The sequence below is a fragment of the Aeribacillus sp. FSL K6-2848 genome (genome assembly GCF_038004325.1).
Taxonomy (GTDB): Bacteria; Bacillota; Bacilli; order Bacillales; family Aeribacillaceae; genus Aeribacillus; species Aeribacillus composti.
Map to the genome: position 1 here is coordinate 1,948,861 of NZ_JBBOQQ010000001.1, position 17,980 is coordinate 1,966,840.

14 protein-coding genes and 2 tRNA genes are annotated in these 17,980 nt (G+C 39.2%); 8 read left to right on the plus strand and 8 right to left on the minus strand.

Annotation, left to right across the window (positions count from 1 at the left end):
• The first annotated feature begins 951 nt into the window (after positions 1-951).
• Both NSS70_RS09515 and ilvD read left to right on the plus strand, forming a co-directional pair.
• Positions 952-1,731, plus strand: coding sequence for a TIGR00266 family protein (locus NSS70_RS09515; protein WP_063389744.1), 780 nt, complete (start codon positions 952-954; stop codon positions 1,729-1,731).
• A gap of 162 nt (positions 1,732-1,893) precedes the next feature.
• Positions 1,894-3,570: a dihydroxy-acid dehydratase gene (gene ilvD / locus NSS70_RS09520; protein ID WP_063389594.1), complete on the plus strand. Its 1,677-nt coding sequence runs from the start codon at positions 1,894-1,896 to the stop codon at positions 3,568-3,570.
• A 473-nt stretch (positions 3,571-4,043) separates the two neighbouring features.
• Here ilvD and NSS70_RS09525 read toward each other — a convergent pair whose 3' ends face one another.
• The 4 genes from NSS70_RS09525 to NSS70_RS09540 all read right to left on the minus strand — a co-directional run bounded on the left by NSS70_RS09525 (position 4,044) and on the right by NSS70_RS09540 (position 7,109).
• Positions 4,044-5,582, minus strand: coding sequence for a solute symporter family protein (locus tag NSS70_RS09525; RefSeq protein ID WP_094245693.1), 1,539 nt, complete (start codon positions 5,580-5,582; stop codon positions 4,044-4,046).
• A 15-nt stretch (positions 5,583-5,597) separates the two neighbouring features.
• The gene (locus NSS70_RS09530) at positions 5,598-5,930 is read right to left on the minus strand and encodes a DUF485 domain-containing protein (RefSeq protein ID WP_311067255.1); all 333 of its coding nucleotides are present in this window, start codon (positions 5,928-5,930) and stop codon (positions 5,598-5,600) included.
• A gap of 276 nt (positions 5,931-6,206) precedes the next feature.
• Positions 6,207-6,734 (minus strand): peptide-methionine (S)-S-oxide reductase MsrA, encoded by a 528-nt coding sequence (gene msrA / locus NSS70_RS09535; RefSeq protein ID WP_340881367.1) that lies wholly within the window; start codon positions 6,732-6,734, stop codon positions 6,207-6,209.
• Positions 6,735-6,788: 54 nt separating this feature from the next.
• Positions 6,789-7,109, minus strand: a complete 321-nt coding sequence (locus tag NSS70_RS09540; protein ID WP_311067256.1) for a hypothetical protein — start codon at positions 7,107-7,109, stop codon at positions 6,789-6,791.
• A 552-nt stretch (positions 7,110-7,661) separates the two neighbouring features.
• Between NSS70_RS09540 and NSS70_RS09545 the strand changes: the two genes are divergently transcribed.
• Together NSS70_RS09545 and NSS70_RS09550 are read left to right on the plus strand one after the other, a co-directional pair.
• Positions 7,662-8,396 (plus strand): SDR family NAD(P)-dependent oxidoreductase, encoded by a 735-nt coding sequence (locus NSS70_RS09545; protein WP_066246619.1) that lies wholly within the window; start codon positions 7,662-7,664, stop codon positions 8,394-8,396.
• A 147-nt stretch (positions 8,397-8,543) separates the two neighbouring features.
• A complete protein-coding gene (locus NSS70_RS09550) occupies positions 8,544-9,884 on the plus strand; it encodes an MATE family efflux transporter (RefSeq protein WP_340882500.1) in 1,341 nt (446 codons plus the stop codon).
• Between the two features lie 21 nt (positions 9,885-9,905).
• Here NSS70_RS09550 and NSS70_RS09555 read toward each other — a convergent pair whose 3' ends face one another.
• Positions 9,906-10,538, minus strand: a complete 633-nt coding sequence (locus NSS70_RS09555; protein ID WP_130157232.1) for an NUDIX hydrolase — start codon at positions 10,536-10,538, stop codon at positions 9,906-9,908.
• A 151-nt stretch (positions 10,539-10,689) separates the two neighbouring features.
• Between NSS70_RS09555 and NSS70_RS09560 the strand changes: the two genes are divergently transcribed.
• Together NSS70_RS09560 and NSS70_RS09565 are read left to right on the plus strand one after the other, a co-directional pair.
• On the plus strand, positions 10,690-10,833 hold the full coding sequence (locus tag NSS70_RS09560) for a hypothetical protein (protein WP_158640157.1): 144 nt from the start codon (positions 10,690-10,692) through the stop codon (positions 10,831-10,833).
• Positions 10,834-11,150: 317 nt separating this feature from the next.
• The gene (locus NSS70_RS09565; protein WP_063389587.1) at positions 11,151-12,341 is read left to right on the plus strand and encodes an MFS transporter; all 1,191 of its coding nucleotides are present in this window, start codon (positions 11,151-11,153) and stop codon (positions 12,339-12,341) included.
• Positions 12,342-12,377: 36 nt separating this feature from the next.
• Here NSS70_RS09565 and NSS70_RS09570 read toward each other — a convergent pair whose 3' ends face one another.
• The gene (locus tag NSS70_RS09570) at positions 12,378-13,235 is read right to left on the minus strand and encodes a TetR/AcrR family transcriptional regulator (RefSeq protein WP_063389586.1); all 858 of its coding nucleotides are present in this window, start codon (positions 13,233-13,235) and stop codon (positions 12,378-12,380) included.
• Between the two features lie 149 nt (positions 13,236-13,384).
• Between NSS70_RS09570 and NSS70_RS09575 the strand changes: the two genes are divergently transcribed.
• Positions 13,385-16,531 carry an efflux RND transporter permease subunit gene (locus NSS70_RS09575; RefSeq protein ID WP_340881370.1) on the plus strand — a complete coding sequence of 1,049 codons (3,147 nt, stop codon included), beginning with the start codon at positions 13,385-13,387 and terminating at the stop codon, positions 16,529-16,531.
• A 169-nt stretch (positions 16,532-16,700) separates the two neighbouring features.
• Here NSS70_RS09575 and NSS70_RS09580 read toward each other — a convergent pair.
• Positions 16,701-16,788: transfer RNA gene (locus NSS70_RS09580), tRNA-Ser, on the minus strand.
• A 1-nt stretch (position 16,789) separates the two neighbouring features.
• Positions 16,790-16,866: transfer RNA gene (locus NSS70_RS09585), tRNA-Pro, on the minus strand.
• Between the two features lie 141 nt (positions 16,867-17,007).
• Here NSS70_RS09585 and NSS70_RS09590 point away from each other — a divergent pair.
• Entirely contained in the window at positions 17,008-17,976 is a 969-nt protein-coding gene (locus NSS70_RS09590) for an MBL fold metallo-hydrolase (protein ID WP_133309079.1), read from the plus strand.
• Positions 17,977-17,980: the final 4 nt, after the last annotated feature.

Here is a 17,980-nt window from a genome sequence, read left to right on the forward strand (position 1 = left end):
CTTTCACGGCTGCAGAGAAAGTAAATGTGATTAAATAAGTGAGAATCCGAAAATGGAAGTTCTGCACATGATAGGGATTGAGCATTTGTTTTTGGCGAAAAAGCTCTCTTCAATCTTTAATTTTTTTACGATGAAGGCTCAGATGTTTTCAACTAAAGCCCCGAATTGTTGAAGTGTATGTTTCACATACTATTTTCCAGCTTTACATAGGAATTTTTATCAAAGACAAGAAATCATTCTATATTATTTGCACGATAAGATTCATTTGCAGCTGCTTTCCTTTGTTGAAGTAAAAATAAAAATACACCTAATAAAAGGTATTATCTATAATTTCTCAAATTGCTTCTGCGAAATTATTTCAGCAGCGATCCAGAACGAATATTCCATATCCAGTGATGTTAGTTTATTCGAAAATCTATTACTCAGATAATTTCATCAATTAACTTTTTATATTATCTTTATAAACTGGTCAGCCCTGTATTAACTGTTCGAGCTGTACCAATACCTCATTAGTTTTTTCGGATTTAGAGGCTGATTTTCTCGCTCCTAAATCGATTAAATTCGATCAAATTCTGTTTTGCTTTTTTAAAGGATAAATTCTAAATAAACAGGATTTTTGATCAAACTTTCAATTTTATATAAGACGATTATTTATCAAACTTTATTTTACATCTGCATTTTGCAAATGAAGTAGATATATCGTTTAACTGAGCAGCCGTTAATCCTTTGGCTTTTTTGCTGCAAGCAATTCTTTTTCCTTGCCTAGGACAAAACATTCATATTGCACCGAAGCCCGATTGAAAAAAGAAATCGAACGGATTGCTCAAAGTGGTATTATGCACTGGTTCTATGGTCATAGAGATTCTTAAAAAAATTATGGCAATATGGATGAAAAAGAGCTATGATGAGTATATTACATATTCAAAAAATTACAATTATTGGGGTGAAACTATGGTCGCTCATGAAATTGAATACAAACTTCATGGAGACGATATGCAATTTGTCGAAATTGAACTTGATCCTGGCGAAAGCGCCATAGCAGAAGCCGGCGCCATGATGATGATGGACGATGGTATTGAAATGGAAACAGTTTTTGGTGACGGAAGTAATCAATCAAAAGGTTTATTAGGTAAACTTGTTGGCGCAGGGAAGCGTTTGATTACTGGAGAAAGCTTATTTATGACAGTGTTTACAAATCATCAGATGGAAAAAAAACATGTTTCCTTTGCCGCTCCGTATCCCGGAAAAATTATTCCGCTTGATTTAAAGGAATTCGGCGGGAAGGTCATTTGTCAAAAGGATTCATTTCTTTGCGCTGCAAAAGGGGTTTCCGTCGGAGTTGAATTTCAACGGAAATTAGGGACAGGATTTTTCGGCGGTGAAGGGTTTATTATGCAGAAGCTTGAGGGAGATGGATTAGCTTTTCTTCATGCAGGCGGAACGATTATCCAGAAGGATTTGCTCCCAGGAGAAAAACTTAAAATTGATACAGGCTGTTTAGTAGCAATGACAAAAGATGTTGATTACAATATCGAATTTGTCGGCAAAGTGAAAACGGCATTCTTTGGCGGCGAAGGTCTGTTTTTCGCAACCGTACGTGGACCGGGTTCTGTTTGGGTACAATCATTGCCCTTCAGCCGTTTAGCTGACAGAGTTTTGGCCGCGCAAAGTGGAGGCAAAGATGAAGGCAGCATTTTAGGCGGAATTGGGGATTTATTTGATGGAGATTGATTATTTGCAATGACAAGAGGAAGCGGCTCATACGATTCCTCTTTTTTTAATGAAAAAGGCCATAATAAAAACCTTTGTGAAAAAAATAAAATAGTAGTATAATATTTAAATATTAAAATTAATTGAAAATTAAAAAAGGAATTAAAAGCGGGGGGATTTATTTTGGCGCAATTACGCAGCAACATGATCAAGAAAGGGTTTGACCGTGCACCGCATCGAAGCTTGTTGCGCGCAGCTGGTGTAAAAGAAGAAGATTTTGATAAACCGTTTATTGCGGTTGTTAATTCATATGTGGACATTATTCCAGGCCATGTTCACTTACAAGAATTTGGAAAGCTTGTAAAAGAAGCGATTCGCGAAGCTGGCGGCGTGCCATTTGAATTTAATACGATCGGTGTCGATGACGGAATTGCAATGGGGCATATCGGCATGCGCTATTCACTGCCAAGCCGAGAAATTATTGCTGATTCTGTTGAAACAGTCGTCAATGCACACTGGTTTGACGGCATGGTCTGCATTCCGAACTGCGACAAAATTACGCCTGGTATGTTGATGGCAGCTATGAGGATTAACATTCCGACGATTTTTGTCAGCGGAGGACCGATGGCTGCCGGAAGAACAAGCGACGGCCGGAAAATTTCCCTATCTTCAGTTTTTGAAGGAGTAGGAGCTTATCAATCAGGAAAAATAGATGAAAACGGATTAAAAGAACTTGAAATGTACGGCTGTCCGACTTGCGGATCTTGTTCAGGCATGTTTACAGCAAACTCAATGAACTGTTTGTCTGAAGCATTAGGTTTGGCCCTGCCAGGGAACGGAACGATTTTAGCTGTTTCGCCTGAACGGAAAGAACTTGTCAAACAAACGGCAAAACAATTAATGAAATTGATCGAAATGGATTTAAAACCTCGTGATATTGTGACGGAAAAAGCAATTGATAACGCATTTGCTTTAGATATGGCGTTAGGTGGTTCGACCAACACGGTCTTGCATACTTTAGCCCTTGCCAATGAAGCAGGCGTTGATTATCCGCTTGAACGGATCAATGAAGTGGCGGAAAGAGTGCCTCATTTAGCAAAGCTTGCGCCGGCATCTGATGTTCATATTGAAGATTTACATGCAGCTGGGGGAGTTTCCGCCGTATTAAATGAGTTGACGAAAAAAGAAGGAACTCTTCATTTAGACTGCATGACGGTAACAGGAAAAACGCTCGGTGAAAATATTGCCGGATGCGAAGTAAAAGATTACAACGTTATTCGCCCAATTGATAATCCGTTTTCTGAAAAAGGCGGACTTGCCGTATTATTTGGAAGCCTAGCTCCAGATGGCGCTATCATTAAAACAGGCGGCGTTCAAGGAGGAATCACTCATTTTGACGGCCCTGCCGTAATTTTTGATTCTCAAGAGGAAGCGCTTGAAGGAATTGCGAAAGGAAAAGTAAAAGAAGGGGATGTTGTCATCATTCGTTACGAAGGTCCTAAAGGAGGCCCGGGAATGCCTGAAATGCTTGCGCCGACATCACAAATTGTTGGGATGGGTCTTGGACCGAAAGTTGCTCTCATCACGGATGGACGTTTCTCCGGTGCATCCCGCGGTTTATCGATTGGCCACGTATCACCTGAAGCTGCGGAAGGCGGACCGATTGCCTTTGTAAAAGAAGGAGACCGTATTGTGATCGATATTGAAAAACGGACGATTGATGTGCATGTTAAAGAAGAGGAATGGAACAAACGAAAAGCGGAATGGAAAGGCTTTGAGCCAAAAGTGAAAACCGGTTACTTAGCTCGCTATTCCAAACTGGTTACATCTGCTAGCACAGGCGGCATTATGAAAATTTGACGTCACTAACCGCCCCCTTTTTCAAAAAATTAAAAATTGGACAGATTTTCCTCATAGCTGCACATATTTCTAGAAAGACGCGACTGCCGCGTCTTTCAAGCATTTTTCAGATGATCTCACTTGATTTGGCGAATTTTTCTGATCCAATACTGCTGGAAAGATGAGGGGAAGCAACATACAGAAAGTGTGAAACAAAGATCTGCTCATCTCGTTTTGACGCATATAAAACAGAGAAAGGATTCAGAAGAAGCACGAGAACGGATTGTTTTTTTCATTATGAAATTATGAAAGCCCATTTTTTAATGATTTCAAATGGGCTTTTTCATGTTTTAAAGTTGAAGGGGGCTGTCCAGAAAGTCAAATCGCCATTGAAAACAACACCGATATATCAACGTTTCTAAAACATTAATGGGGGCGTCAATAAGCCGTAAAAACGACTTATCAGACACCCCCTTCATCTATTTTTCAAGCGCTTACATTTCGGCTTCTTTATATCCAGTATTGGCTTTAAACGTCACTTCAGCATATTTTTTCTCATCCCGCTTGGCGGAAACAAGCGTACCAATCAAACCACCGATAAAACCTGCTGGTACTGATATGAGCGCTGGGTTTGTCAGCGGGAAAATAGGATCGCCGACAAAAAAGGCTTTTCCAGCTTCAGGATGAATGACATTTGGGCTGATTGACACTAATACAATCGCTGTAATTAAACCAGCCAGCATGGCAGTGACCGCTCCGGCAGTGTTAAATTTTTTCCAATAAATCGTATAAACAATGACGGGCAAATTAGCGCTTGCCGCTACACAAAACGCAAGAGACACAAGAAATGCAACATTTAATGATTGAGCGCCAAGGGCTAGCAGGATTGAAAATGCGGCAACGCCTACAGAAGCCCATCTTGCAGCTAACACTTGCTGTCTTTCCGTAGCTTTTCCTTTTTTAATGATCTGTCCATAAATGTCGTGCGCGAATGCGGACGCACCAGACAAAACTAAACCTGCAACAACAGCTAATATTGTTGCAAAAGCTACTGCAGAAACAAAGGACATTAAGAAATCTCCTCCAAGTGCTTTCGCAAGCAGCGGCGCCGCCATATTTCCAGCAGGATTTTCGGCTATAATCGTTTCTGAACCGACAAATTTGGCTGCACCGAATCCTAAGAAGATTGTCATGACATAAAAGATTCCGACAACCCAAGTTGCATTAACTACTGACGCACGTGCAGTTTGTGCATCTTTAACGGTAAAAAAGCGCATTAATATGTGAGGAAGCCCTGCCGTTCCCAACACTAAGGCAAGCATCATTGAAAGTAAATCGAGCGGATTTTTAAATACAATTCCTGAATGTAAATAGTTTTCGCCGTGTGGAGTCGCTTGTGACATCTCGTTAAACATGCCAACGATATTAAAGTTAAATTTCAATAAAACAAGGAATGAAATAATGACCGTTCCTGCCATAAGCAATACAGCCTTTATGATTTGCACCCAGCTAGTTGCTGTCATTCCACCAAATAATACGTAAATGGTCATCATGACTCCAACGATCAATACGGCGATCCAATACTCAATCCCCAATAACAATTTAATGAGTGCACCTGCACCAACAAGCTGTGCGATCATATAAAATATAACAATTGTGATGGAACTAAGAGCAGCTGTTGCACGGACTTTTCTTTCACTGAATCTTGAGTTGATCATATCTGCGAGTGTATATTTTCCTAAATTTCTGAGAGGCTCTGCAACGATGAATAGAACGAAGAGATATGCGGTTAAATAGCCGATGCTGTAGTAGAAACCATCAAATCCATTCAATGCGATGGCGCCTGCGATACCAAGAAATGATGCGGCTGATAAATAGTCTCCAGCTATCGCAAGTCCATTTTGCCACCCAGTCAAGCCTCCGCCGGCTGTGTAAAATTCGTTTGCGGTTTTTGTTCTTTTTGCAGCCCAATACGTGATATATAACGTGACTAAAAGGATGATTAAAAACAGAATGAATGCTGGTACACTCATGAAAGTGCAGCCCCCTTATTTTATATTTTCTTCAATAATTTCTTCCGCCAATTGGTCAAATGTTTCCGCTTTTTTTACATACATCGTAGCGAATACCCAAACCATGACAAAAAGACCAAGCGAATAGAGCCATGTCCATGTAATCCATCCGATTGCTTTATGCTCCAAGATGGATGTATAACCCGTGAGAATCGGCAATAAAAAGTAAGTGATGAGAAAAACGATTATAATGGGTACAATAAAATTCCGCTTTTTTTTAATCAACTGTTGAAATTTGCTCGTTGCAACAATTTTCTCATAATCGAGAATGCGCTCCCCCTGTTCTTTTTCCTTTCCGAATGTTTCCATTGTACCATCCCCTTTCTTTGGTAATATTCGTAATTTTTTGTCAATTACAATAATAAGTTATGCTAAAAAAATAGTCAATCATTTTTGTAAAACGTTTTCAAAATTTCGTTTGTAACATTTTGGAAGTGAGAGGCTGCATTGACACACAAAATGGAATCGTTTACACAAATGCGTTTGGATGTCCGGAAATCAGGAAGCTGAATGAATGCATGATCAGTGATGGCCATTCAAAAAAACAGTAAAATCTATTGTAAGATTTTACTGTTTCGATCATTTTTATTTCCAATGCTTTCGCAAAAATTCATCCCGTCCGGAAATTTCCCGATCTTTTTTGTATGCTTCTGGATTTTTTTGATAAAAATTTTGATGATATTCTTCTGCTGGGTAAAATGGCGCAGCCGGTAAAATTTTGGTTACGATCGGTTTATTGAATTTTCCGCTTTTGGCTAAGGCGAGTTTAGATTGTTCTGCCAGCGTTTTTTGCTCATTTGAATGATAGAAAATGGCCGTCCTGTACTGACTGCCTCTGTCGTGGAATTGTCCGCCGTCATCGGTCGGATCGATTTGCTGCCAATAAATTTCAAGGAGCTTCTCATATGGGAACACCGATGGGTCAAATTCGATTTGTACCGCTTCATAATGCCCAGTTGTCCCTGTTTTGACCTGTTCATAAGTAGGATTTTCAACATGCCCGCCCGTATAACCAGAAATGACTTTCTCAATGCCGTCCCACTGGTCAAAAGGTTTTACCATGCACCAAAAACAGCCTCCGGCGAATGTTGCTTTCTCTAGCTTCTTCTCCAATTTCTTCACTCCTGGTCCAGTTAGAATGAGTTAAAGTTTAATAATATCATAAAGTTAATGGCAAATCCCGAGATTAAACTGTAAAATTTTAAATTGCCCAGCGATAATAGCTATCCATAAAATGGAGGCTATAGAATAGATCGCGGTTCGTTTTCTAAAATTTTTATATTTCAAGATAAAAAATGCTGCTACTGATACGATGGAAAAGAAAACAGTTAAACCTAACATTCCGACAAATGGAGTAGACCAATAATAATTGTTAAAAATCGGGATGATGATTGTTGGTGTGTAAAACTTTGACAGCGAATAGATGCCAAACAGCCATGAGATAATCATGAAAACAAAGATGGAAACAGTTGTCAATTTAATTGCCAAAGGTATCTCCTTTCTGACTTTTATTCCGATCTGTTTAATTGTATTTTATGTATGCTGCACGTTGTTGTCAATTGATTAAGTTTATAAATGATATAATAAATGAGTGAGCTATCTAAAAGCGACTAAATAGAAGAAATGTAAAAATCTGCAGCCGAAAAAAGGCAATACAAAATACTTAATTCGCTTCCGTTTAGGCGAGTAGAGTTGATCTTTTTATATCAGGCTGCGTGTCTTCTGAGCTAACAGTCAATCTGGTTCAAGGGGGACTCTTTTTTCGATTTAGGGGAGGGGAAGGTTGCAAGCTTCCAGATTTGCAGCCAGATTGAACTAGTAGCTCGAACACAAGATGGTGAAACCAACCTTTTAAGCAGCCGAAGCTAAAAGGAGGGAAAAAGCTTGCATAAAAGATCTTTAGACGGTTTCTGCGTTCAACGAAAAAAGTCCATCTTTAAATGAAAATTTTCAATATTGTGGGGCTGACCCTGTTATTTCCAACGGAAGTAATCGAAAACAAGAGCAGGATTTTAAAAAACGATAAGAGGAGGAATCGACATGGTCTTTGCAGGAAAAACAGTCATTATAACCGGCGGTGCACAAGGGATCGGGAAAGCGATCGTTTCCGCCTATGCAAAAGAAGGGGCAACAGTTGTGATAGCGGATGTGAATGAACAAAAAGGAAAGGAAACAGCTGAGGAATATGGAGCGACGTTTATCAAAACGGATGTCAAAAATCATAAGGACGTCATCAAATTAATAGAAACGGTCAAACATACAACGGGAAGAATCGATATTGTGATTAACAATGCAGGTGTTTCAAGATTTAAATCTCTTTATGAGCTAACGGTTGAGGAATGGGATGACATATTACAAACAAATCTTCGCAGCGTATTTTTATTTGCAAAGGAATCGGCAAAATATATGCGAGAAAATGAAAGGGGAGGTTCGATCATTAATATTGCTTCAACAAGAGCGTTCATGTCTGAAAAAGATTCGGAAGCGTACGCTGCATCTAAAGGCGGCATCGTTGCTTTAACACACGCTTTAGCTATTTCATTGGGGGAAGACAAAATCAGAGTCAATTGTATAAGCCCCGGCTGGATTGAAACGAACAACTATGAACTGCTTACTGAGCGCGATCATCTACAGCATCCTGCAAAGCGAGTCGGAAAACCGGATGATATTGCCAGAGCGTGTTTGTTTTTAACTCATCCCGACAACGATTTTATTACGGGAGAAAATATTATTATTGACGGCGGCATGACGAAAAAAATGATATATGAAGAATAAATCTTGATAAAAGGTAAGGAAGCAAGAGAGCCCCATTCGTTCAAAAAAAGCCCTCAGCAGGACGTGGTCGTAAATCCTTCACCTAGCGGCACTTTGCTTATTCGAAGGCTGCGTCAATGTAAGATGAAAGAAAAAGGTGATTCTTGGATGAAACAGACGGATTACTCAGAAGGAAATATTTTAAAGCAGCTCATCACTTTTTCCTCGCCTATTTTATTAACGAACTTGCTTCAAGTTTCGTATCAAATAATTGACAGTTTATGGGTTGGAAACTTGCTGGGGGCTCGTGCATTAGGGGTGGTGTCTCTCTCTGGAACTGTCATTTTCACAATTCTTTCTTTCATTATCGGGATCAACCAAGCAACATTAACGATTTTGTCCCAATTAAAAGGAAAACGCGATGAACAAGGGTTGAAACGGTATGTGAATGCCTTTGTTGTCACGCTGTTTATATTATCGATTTTGCTTGGAGTTTTTGGATTTATTTTTGCCGAACGGATTTTATTTTTGCTTGGAACACCTGACAGTTTAGTTGCAGATGCATCCTTATACTTGCGAATTAATTTTCTTGGAATTATTTTCTTATTCGGCTACAATTTTGTGGCGACATTGATGCGTGCGCTTGGAGAAAGCAAAGCCCCGGTTTATTTTGTTGTTTTGGCTGTTCTTTTAAATGCCGCTTTAGATCCATTATTTATTTCTGGATTTCAATTCGGCATAGCCGGAGCGGCTTATGCAACAGTGATTTCCCAAGGGATCGCCTTTTTATTCGGAATATATTTGGCGATTCATTACAAATTAGTTCCTTTTACATGGCCGCGTATGCCGAAAAAAGAAGAAGTTTCTCTTATTTTAAAAATCGGGGTTCCGTCCGGCATGCAAATGATGGTCATTTCCGCTGGAGTGACGGCGATCATGAGCGTTGTAGCTAGTTTTGGCGAAGACGCGCTGGCCGGATTCGGCGCTGCTCAGAGGCTCGATAATATTATCTTGCTTCCCGCAATGGCCCTCGGAACTGCTGTCAACAGCTTGGCAGGCATAAACATCGGTGCCAATCGATGGGATCGAGTTTATAAAATTGCTCAATATGGATTGATGTATAATTTAGCTATTATGGTTTTGATATCATTGCTAATTCTCTTTTTCGCCCGTTTTAGTGTGGAATTATTTATCCAGGAGGAAGAAGCGGTGCAATTTGGTGTGAATTATTTAAAAATCGTCGCTTTCTTCTATCCGTTTCTTGGCATCAATTTTGTGTTAAACGGTGTTGTTCGTGGATCTGGTGCGATGATGCAAGTCTTAATTTTAAACATCATCTCGTTTTGGGTGCTGCGTTACCCGCTCACATACCTTTTTTCCAATTGGATCGGCGAAGACGGCATCGGTGTCGGAATGGGCGTCAGCTTTGTTATTTCCAGCTTATTCGCCTTTTTATATTTTAGGCTCGGCGGGTGGAGGAAAAAAGAATTGTTTCACGGTACAGTTTAAATAAACAGCCATCCCATAAAACTATTTTAGGGATGGCTCGCTCTTTAGCATATCGATAAAATAGTAGATCATCCGGGCTGTCAGCCCCCAAATCACTTTATCTTTATAATAATAAAAATGTTCTTCTATTTTCGGTGAATTCCATTTATATTTTTTTCCCCCGATGATGCTTTCATAAGGAAAATTTTCTTCAGGTTCTGCCCGAAAATGAACTTCATAAATTTCTGGCTTCGTTTCTAAAAAGAATTGAAAAGGAACTGTAAATACTTCGCCGACTTCGTCTTTGTTTGGCTCTAACGAAGCGTCAGGATCGATCATGCCGACAAAAGGATAAACAACCGTTCCGTAGGCAGTCATCACATAATCAAGCGGATATACATGCTGAATCATATCGGCTGAAATACCTAGCTCTTCTGATGTTTCGCGAATAGCTGTATGTTTTGCATCGTGATCGGTCGGCTCAACTTTCCCACCTGGAAAACAAATCTCGCCGGGCTGCCTTTTTAATTTTTTGGCGCGTACTTCAAACAACAAATGAACTTCATCATTTATTCGCATAAACGGAAGCAATACCGCAAATTTTACTAAACGATCCATCCCAATTATCGTCGGAGTATGATTTTTAACCTTCTTTATAATATCTTCGATCTCCATACTGTCACCTTCAATCTAACATAATCGATTAATTTCATTATAAATGAAAAAAAGAACTGGTTGGCGAATGGCATGCATATTTTCGAATAAACGTAAAAAATTTCGCAACAATAAATAAGAAGATGATGATATATATGAGAGGTGAGCAAGAATGAAGTGGTTTAAAAACAAAAAACGTACACATGAACAAACGGAACTCGAAAGAAGAACGGATGTACATGACTTATATGAACCGTCCCGTGAAGCATATGGTCAAGCCTATAACGTAGAAGATGGGACAAAAAACAAAAAATAAAAATTTTATAGACAAAATGCTGTCTCCTATTCCTTTTTAAATGGCGAAGATCTACAGAATATATAAATGATTTCTGTGGATCTTTTTTAGTTGTTAAGGATTTTTCTGAAAGTAGAAATTTCAAGGAATTGTACCTTTTGCAATAAATGAAACGCTGCAAAGATGGTCTGAAATTGCGATTATAGGATTCATATGCCGGTGGGACAATATTATGTTTCGTTTATAAAACAAAAAACATGACAATTATGTAAAATATGATATAGTTTACATATAACAAAACATATGTAAAGACATCAGAAAGAGGTGAAGTTGACAAGATGAAAGAGATGTCAACAAAAAAGCTATTAGGCATTGCGGGACTCGCATGGCTTTTTGATGCAATGGATGTCGGCATTTTATCTTTTATCATTGCCGCGTTAAAAGAAGATTGGAATTTGACGGCAGAACAAATGAGCTGGATCGGGAGCATCAACTCGATCGGCATGGCTGTAGGGGCATTTTTCTTCGGTCTCTTGTCAGACAAAATTGGCAGAAAAACTGTCTTTATTATCACATTATTGTTATTTTCGATCGGCAGCGGCCTGTCGGCTTTTACAACCACATTAGCAGTATTTTTGCTGTTAAGATTTTTTATCGGCATGGGGCTGGGGGGTGAATTGCCAGTAGCATCAACGCTAGTATCAGAAAGCTCGCCGACAAAGGATCGGGGAAGAATGGTCGTGCTGCTTGAAAGTTTTTGGGCTGCAGGATGGTTGATCGCGGCAATTATATCTTATTTTGTTATCCCTCAATTTGGCTGGCGTCTCGCCCTTATTTTAACAGCTCTTCCGGCTTTTTATGCGATTTATTTGCGCATGAAGCTTCCGGATTCAAAAAAATTCAAATCGATACAAACAAAATCAAATGTATGGAAAAATATCGCAGCTGTCTGGTCAAAAAAATATGTGAAACAAACAGCTGTACTTTGGGTGTTGTGGTTTTCTGTTGTTTTTTCTTATTACGGGATGTTTTTATGGCTTCCAAGCGTTGTGATGATGAAAGGCTACAGTTTAGTGCAAAGCTTTGAGTATGTTCTTATTATGACTATTGCACAGCTTCCGGGATACTTTAGTGCGGCGTGGCTCATTGAACGAATTGGTAGAAAATTTGTTCTTTCTCTTTATTTATTTGGCACTGCACTGAGCGCATTCTTTTTCGGATTTTCCGATACAACGGCAGAGCTTTTAATATCTGGAATCTTTTTATCATTTTTTAACTTAGGGGCTTGGGGAGCGCTTTATGCTTATACACCTGAGCTTTATCCAACAGAAATTCGCGGGACAGGTGCTGGAATGGCCGCATCGTTCGGAAGAATTGGTGGCATTTTCGGACCTTTATTAGTTGGTTATTTAGCCGCTCTCAAAGTTTCCATGGTAGCCATTTTTTCAATTTTTTGCGCTGCCATTATTATTGGAGCACTAGCTGTTCTATTGTTTGGACAAGAAACAAAAGCGTTGGAGCTGGAGTAAAAATACAGCCTCTAAAGGAATTAACCCTTTAGAGGCTCATTTAATTTGAAAATAATCAGCTAGTTGATTGGCCAAGTAGCGTAGTTCAGGATATTCATGGAGATTTGACAACATTCCTTTAATGACCGGAGTTCTTGGCTTTTCAGCCGTTATTTCAGCTTCTAACACTTCAATCGTAATGTTTAACTGTCCATCATCGATTATAGAACGGCTCATTTCTTTTATCTCATTTAAAATGTTCAACGGATGGCTAGGGGATTGAGGATGATTGAACATTTTGGTCATGATCTCAGCTGGAATGATGGGGTCATTTTGTTTTGCCAGCATTCCTTTGACTAAATCATCTGCTGTTTGCAAAATGTATTTTGCCAATTTTTCCTCATCTACTCTCACCCTATTTTCAAATATGAGGAACTGAATGAATGAAAAAAAGATTCCTTGAACGATAATGTTTACATCTGCTATATACTTATCAATTGACTTGCCGTAAATGTTTTTCAGATTGTTTGTTAAAAAATGAAAAAAATCGTTTCTTAGGTTTTGTAACAACGAATCAATTTTTTCATTATTTTCTTTTAAATTTTCATGCATCTGCGTAATAAATATTTCTTTATGCGCCAAAAATTCTTTTAATTGAACAGACAATTGTTTAATAAACCGCTCTTTTGGATCTTCGTAATTTGCCCCGATTTGCTCCGTTTTTTTCTTTAACTGACTAAAAAACTGCTCCAATAATTTAATTAACAGCTCGTCTTTTGACTTGAAATAAAAATAAAACGAACCTTTCGGAATGCCACATGCATTGGTAATTTCTTGGATGGAGGTGGAAGAAACGCCTTTTCGAGCAAACAGCTTCATCGCAGCTTCAATGATTAAACGTTCTTTTTCTTTCACATGAACATCCCCTTATTGTCGGAAAAAATTTTATTAGTTTAGTTGACTACTAGTTAACCGGTCAATTATAATGACTATATAGTCAACTTACTATAAGTATGTATAAAAAAAGGAGAATTGTCAAATCTTCATGAAAGGAATGGGACTTGGTGGAGAACATTATTAAATTTTCGCTCCGTAATAAACTGGCTATTTGGATTTTAACTATCATTGCAATTTTTGCGGGACTATTTTCTGGATTTAATATGAAGCTGGAGACGATCCCGGACATAAACACTCCCATCATAAGTGTTACGACTACATATCCAGGTGCAACCCCTGAAGAAGTACAAGAGAAAGTGACGGTTCCTATTGAAGAAGCTGTTCGCAATTTGAACGGGGTGGAAATCGTCAGCTCTAATTCGTTTGAAAATGCATCTTCTATTCAAATCGAATACAAATTTGAAAAAGATATGGAACGAGCAGAAGAGGAAGCTGAAAAGGCAATCGAACAAGTCGAACTTCCGGATGGAGCAGGAGAGCCTAAAATTGCAAGATTTAGCATGAACGCTTTCCCTGTTTATACAGTGAGCTTTTTTGATGAAGGAAAAACACTTCCTGAATTAACTGAACTGGTTGAAGACATCATTGTTCCTGAATTGAAAGGAATCGATGGAGTAGAAAGCATTGTAACTTCTGGACAGCAGGTAGAAGAGGGGCGGCTTGTTTTTCATCAAGACAAATTAAAAGAGCTCGGGCTAAATGAGGAAACAATAAAAGATTATATTCAAGGTGCGGATCTCCGTGCGCCATTAGGTCTTTATACATTTAAAGACACGGAAAAGTCTGTTGTCGTTGACGGAAATATTACGACAATTGACGATTTGAAAAAGCTTAAAATCCCAGTCACTGGATCAGCACAAGGGCAGCAAGCTGGAGAGGCGCAAATGAGCCAAGTGCCAAACGGTTTGTCTGGAGCAAATGGTGCAGCGCCAAATCAGGCGATCCAGCAGCAAAGCATTGAATTGCCAACAGTCGAATTAGGAGAAATTGCCGATATCGAAATCGTCGGAAAAGCTGAATCCGTATCAAGAACGAACGGAAAAGAAGCAATCGGACTGCAAATTGTAAAAGCTACTGATGCGAATACAGTTGAAGTCGTAAATAAAGTAAAAGAAAAATTGGATGAATTAAAAGACGAATATAAAGGCCTCGGAGTCGTTTCAACGCTGGACCAAGCAGAACCGATTGAAAAATCTGTTGAAACAATGCTGAATAAAGCTCTGTTCGGTTCGATTTTTGCAGTTATTGTCATTTTGCTGTTTTTGCGCAACATTCGTTCAACGTTGATTTCCGTGGTGTCAATTCCGCTTTCCATATTAATTGCATTAATCATTTTGCGTGAAATGGACATCACGTTGAACATGATGACGCTTGGAGCTATCACAATGGCGATCGGCCGCGTCATTGACGATTCGATTGTCGTCATTGAAAATATTTACAGACGGATGACATTAAAAGGGGAGCCGTTAAAAGGGAAAGAGCTGATTATTGCAGCGACAAAAGAAATGTTTATTCCTATTATGTCCTCAACCATTGTGACGATAGCGGTTTTCTTGCCGCTCGCATTTGTCGAAGGGATGGTCGGACAGCTATTTATGCCGTTTGCCCTTACGATTGTATTCTCGCTTTTAGCGTCCCTTTTAGTGGCGATTACTATTGTGCCGGCACTTGCTCACGTTTTATTTAAAAAAGGAGTAAAACGGAAAGGCGAAAAAGAAAAGGAAGCTGGCTTTTTGGTTACTAACTATAAAAAAATATTAAATTGGTCTTTGAACCATAAATGGATAACATCATTGATTGCGATTCTGCTTCTTGTCTCCAGTCTGTTTTTAATTCCTGTCATCGGTGTAAGCTTTTTGCCGAATGAACAAGAAAAGCAAGTTATCTTAACGTATGATCCGGATCCAGGGCAAACGCTGGAAGAAGTAGAAGATATCGCATTGAAGGCAGAAGATTTCCTTGTCGACCGTGATCATGTAAAAACGATTCAATTGTCTGTCGGAAGCGAAAATCCGATGAATCCTGGAAATCGAAATCAGGCCATTTTCTTTATTATGTATGAAGATGACACACCGAATTTTGAAAAAGAAAAGGAGAAAATTGTTAAAGACTTAAATGAATTAACGAACGAAAAAGGCGATTGGGGCACCATTGACATGATGATGGCAAGCAATGAGTACACATTGTATGTGTTTGGCGATTCGATGGAAGATATTGAGCCTGTCGCCCAAAAAGTGCAAAAAATCTTGGAAGATGAAAAAAACTTGAAAAATGTCGAATCAGGTTTATCGAAAACTTATGATGAGTTCACGTTTGTTGTTGATCAAGAAAAGATGAGCAAGCTAGGATTGACCGCTGGGCAAATTGCGATGGCATTAAGCCAACACCATGAACGGCCGGTTTTAACAACAATCCAAAAAGAAGGTCAAGACATTGAAGTTTATATTGAAGGGGAAGAGCAAACATTTGATTCGATTGATGAGATGAAAAAGAAAACCATTCAGTCCCCACTTGGCATGAATGTGAAAATTGGAGATGTAGCGAAAGTAAAAGAAGGCGAAACATCCAATACGATTACTAGACGCGACGGAAAATTTGCAGTATCAGTCAGCGGAGAGATTACTACTAATGACGTTAGCCAAGTAAATGCAAACATTCAAAAGAAAATAGATGGTTTAGAATTGCCGCCTGGTGTGAACATTGAAACAGGTGGAGTGTCCGAACAGATCAATGAGTCGTTTTCACAATTAGGATTGGCTATGCTCGCTGCCATCGCTGTTGTCTACTTTGTGCTGGTGGTTACGTTTAGTCAAGGACTTGCGCCTTTTGCCATTCTATTTTCACTTCCATTTACCGTCATCGGCGGATTTGTAGCGCTATGGCTTGGGGGAGAAACATTGAGCGTTTCAGCTTTGATCGGTGCGCTCATGTTAATCGGTATTGTTGTGACGAATGCGATTGTGTTAATTGACCGTGTCATTCATAAAGAGCGTGAAGGACTTTCTACAAGAGATGCGCTCATTGAAGCAGGGGCAACTCGTCTAAGACCGATTTTAATGACTGCGCTGGCAACAGTTGGAGCATTGCTTCCTCTCGCATTAGGTTATGAAGGAGATGGAGGCATGATCTCGAGAGGACTTGGTTTAACCGTCATCGGCGGATTGACCAGCTCGACTTTGCTGACTCTCATCATTGTTCCAATCGTCTATGAAGTATTAAGCAAATTTAGAAGAAAAGCTCCAATCGAGGAATGATAAGCAAAAAACCTGAAAAGCACTAAATAGGCTTTTCAGGTTTTTTGCATAACTTGCTGAAACAGTTTTTATGAAAATAAGAATATCAATTGTTTTGAAAAATTTTTAAAAGGGTCAATTATTCAAATTCCGGCAATAAAAAAACGCGCTAAAAAGCGCGTTTTTTAAACGGAGAAGGTGAGATTCGAACTCACGCGGCGGTTGCCCGCCCTAACGCATTTCGAGTGCGTCCCCTTCAACCACTTGGGTACTTCTCCATGGTCGGGAAGACAGGATTTGAACCTGCGACCCCCACGTCCCGAACGTGGTGCTCTGCCAAGCTGAGCTACTTCCCGAAAAACGTCAGCATTGATATTATATATTAAAATAAAAAATTTGTCATCAAAAAATTTTAACCAATCAACAAAAAGTTTGGAAAAGGAAATTAATCTTTTTTTGTTGAATTATGTAGTAGGCAAATAAAAGAAAGGAGTCACATAACATTGAAGGTACAAAACATTGGCGATGACATCACATTAATTGATCTTTTTGACTTAGGATTAGAAAACAGAACAGGGGCTTACGTTCTTCACGAAAAAGAGCTGACCATCATCGAAACAAGCGCGAGCCCGTCTGTCCCATATTTATTAAAAGGTCTTGATAGTTTAGGAATTGATCCGAAGGATGTTCAAAACATCATTGTTACGCACATTCATTTAGATCATTCGGGAGGTGTCGGGCTTTTCCTTAAACATTGCCCAAAAGCAAAAGTGTTCGTCCATCCCCGCGGGAAACGTCATTTGCAAGATCCATCCAGATTAATTGCCAGCGCCAAAATGGTGTATGGAGAGGAGCAATTTCAAAAATTGTTTGATCCGATTTTGCCCGTGCCAGAAGACCAGCTAGTTGTAAAAGAAGATTTGGAAACGCTTCAAGTAGGCGATGATCGCGTGCTGACGTTTTATCACACACCAGGTCATGCGAATCACCATTTTTGTATACATGATTCCAAAAGCAACGGCATCTTTACCGGCGACACGATCGGAGTTTTTTATTCAATGCTCTTAGATTCAGACTTAGAGTTTTATTTGCCGTCTACTTCTCCTAACCAGTTTGATCCGGATAAAATGCTTGAATCATGTGAAAGAATCGAAGCATTAAACGTTTCGAAAATATTTTTCGGTCATTTTGGCATGAGCGAGCATCCAGAGGAAGTTTATAAACAGCTAAAATATTGGCTGGACATTTTTGTAGATCAAGGCAAAGCGGTTGTAAAAGAGCATGGAAGCTTGCCGTTTGAAGAAAGATCAAAGCTTCTATCTGATAGATTGTACAGCACGCTGCAAGATTACTTAAAGAAAAAACATATTTCCGAAGATCATCAAGTGCACGAGTATTTAAAAATCGATATGGGCATTTGTGCGCAAGGGATTATTGATTACTTGCAAAAAGCAGAAAATAGATAAGGCT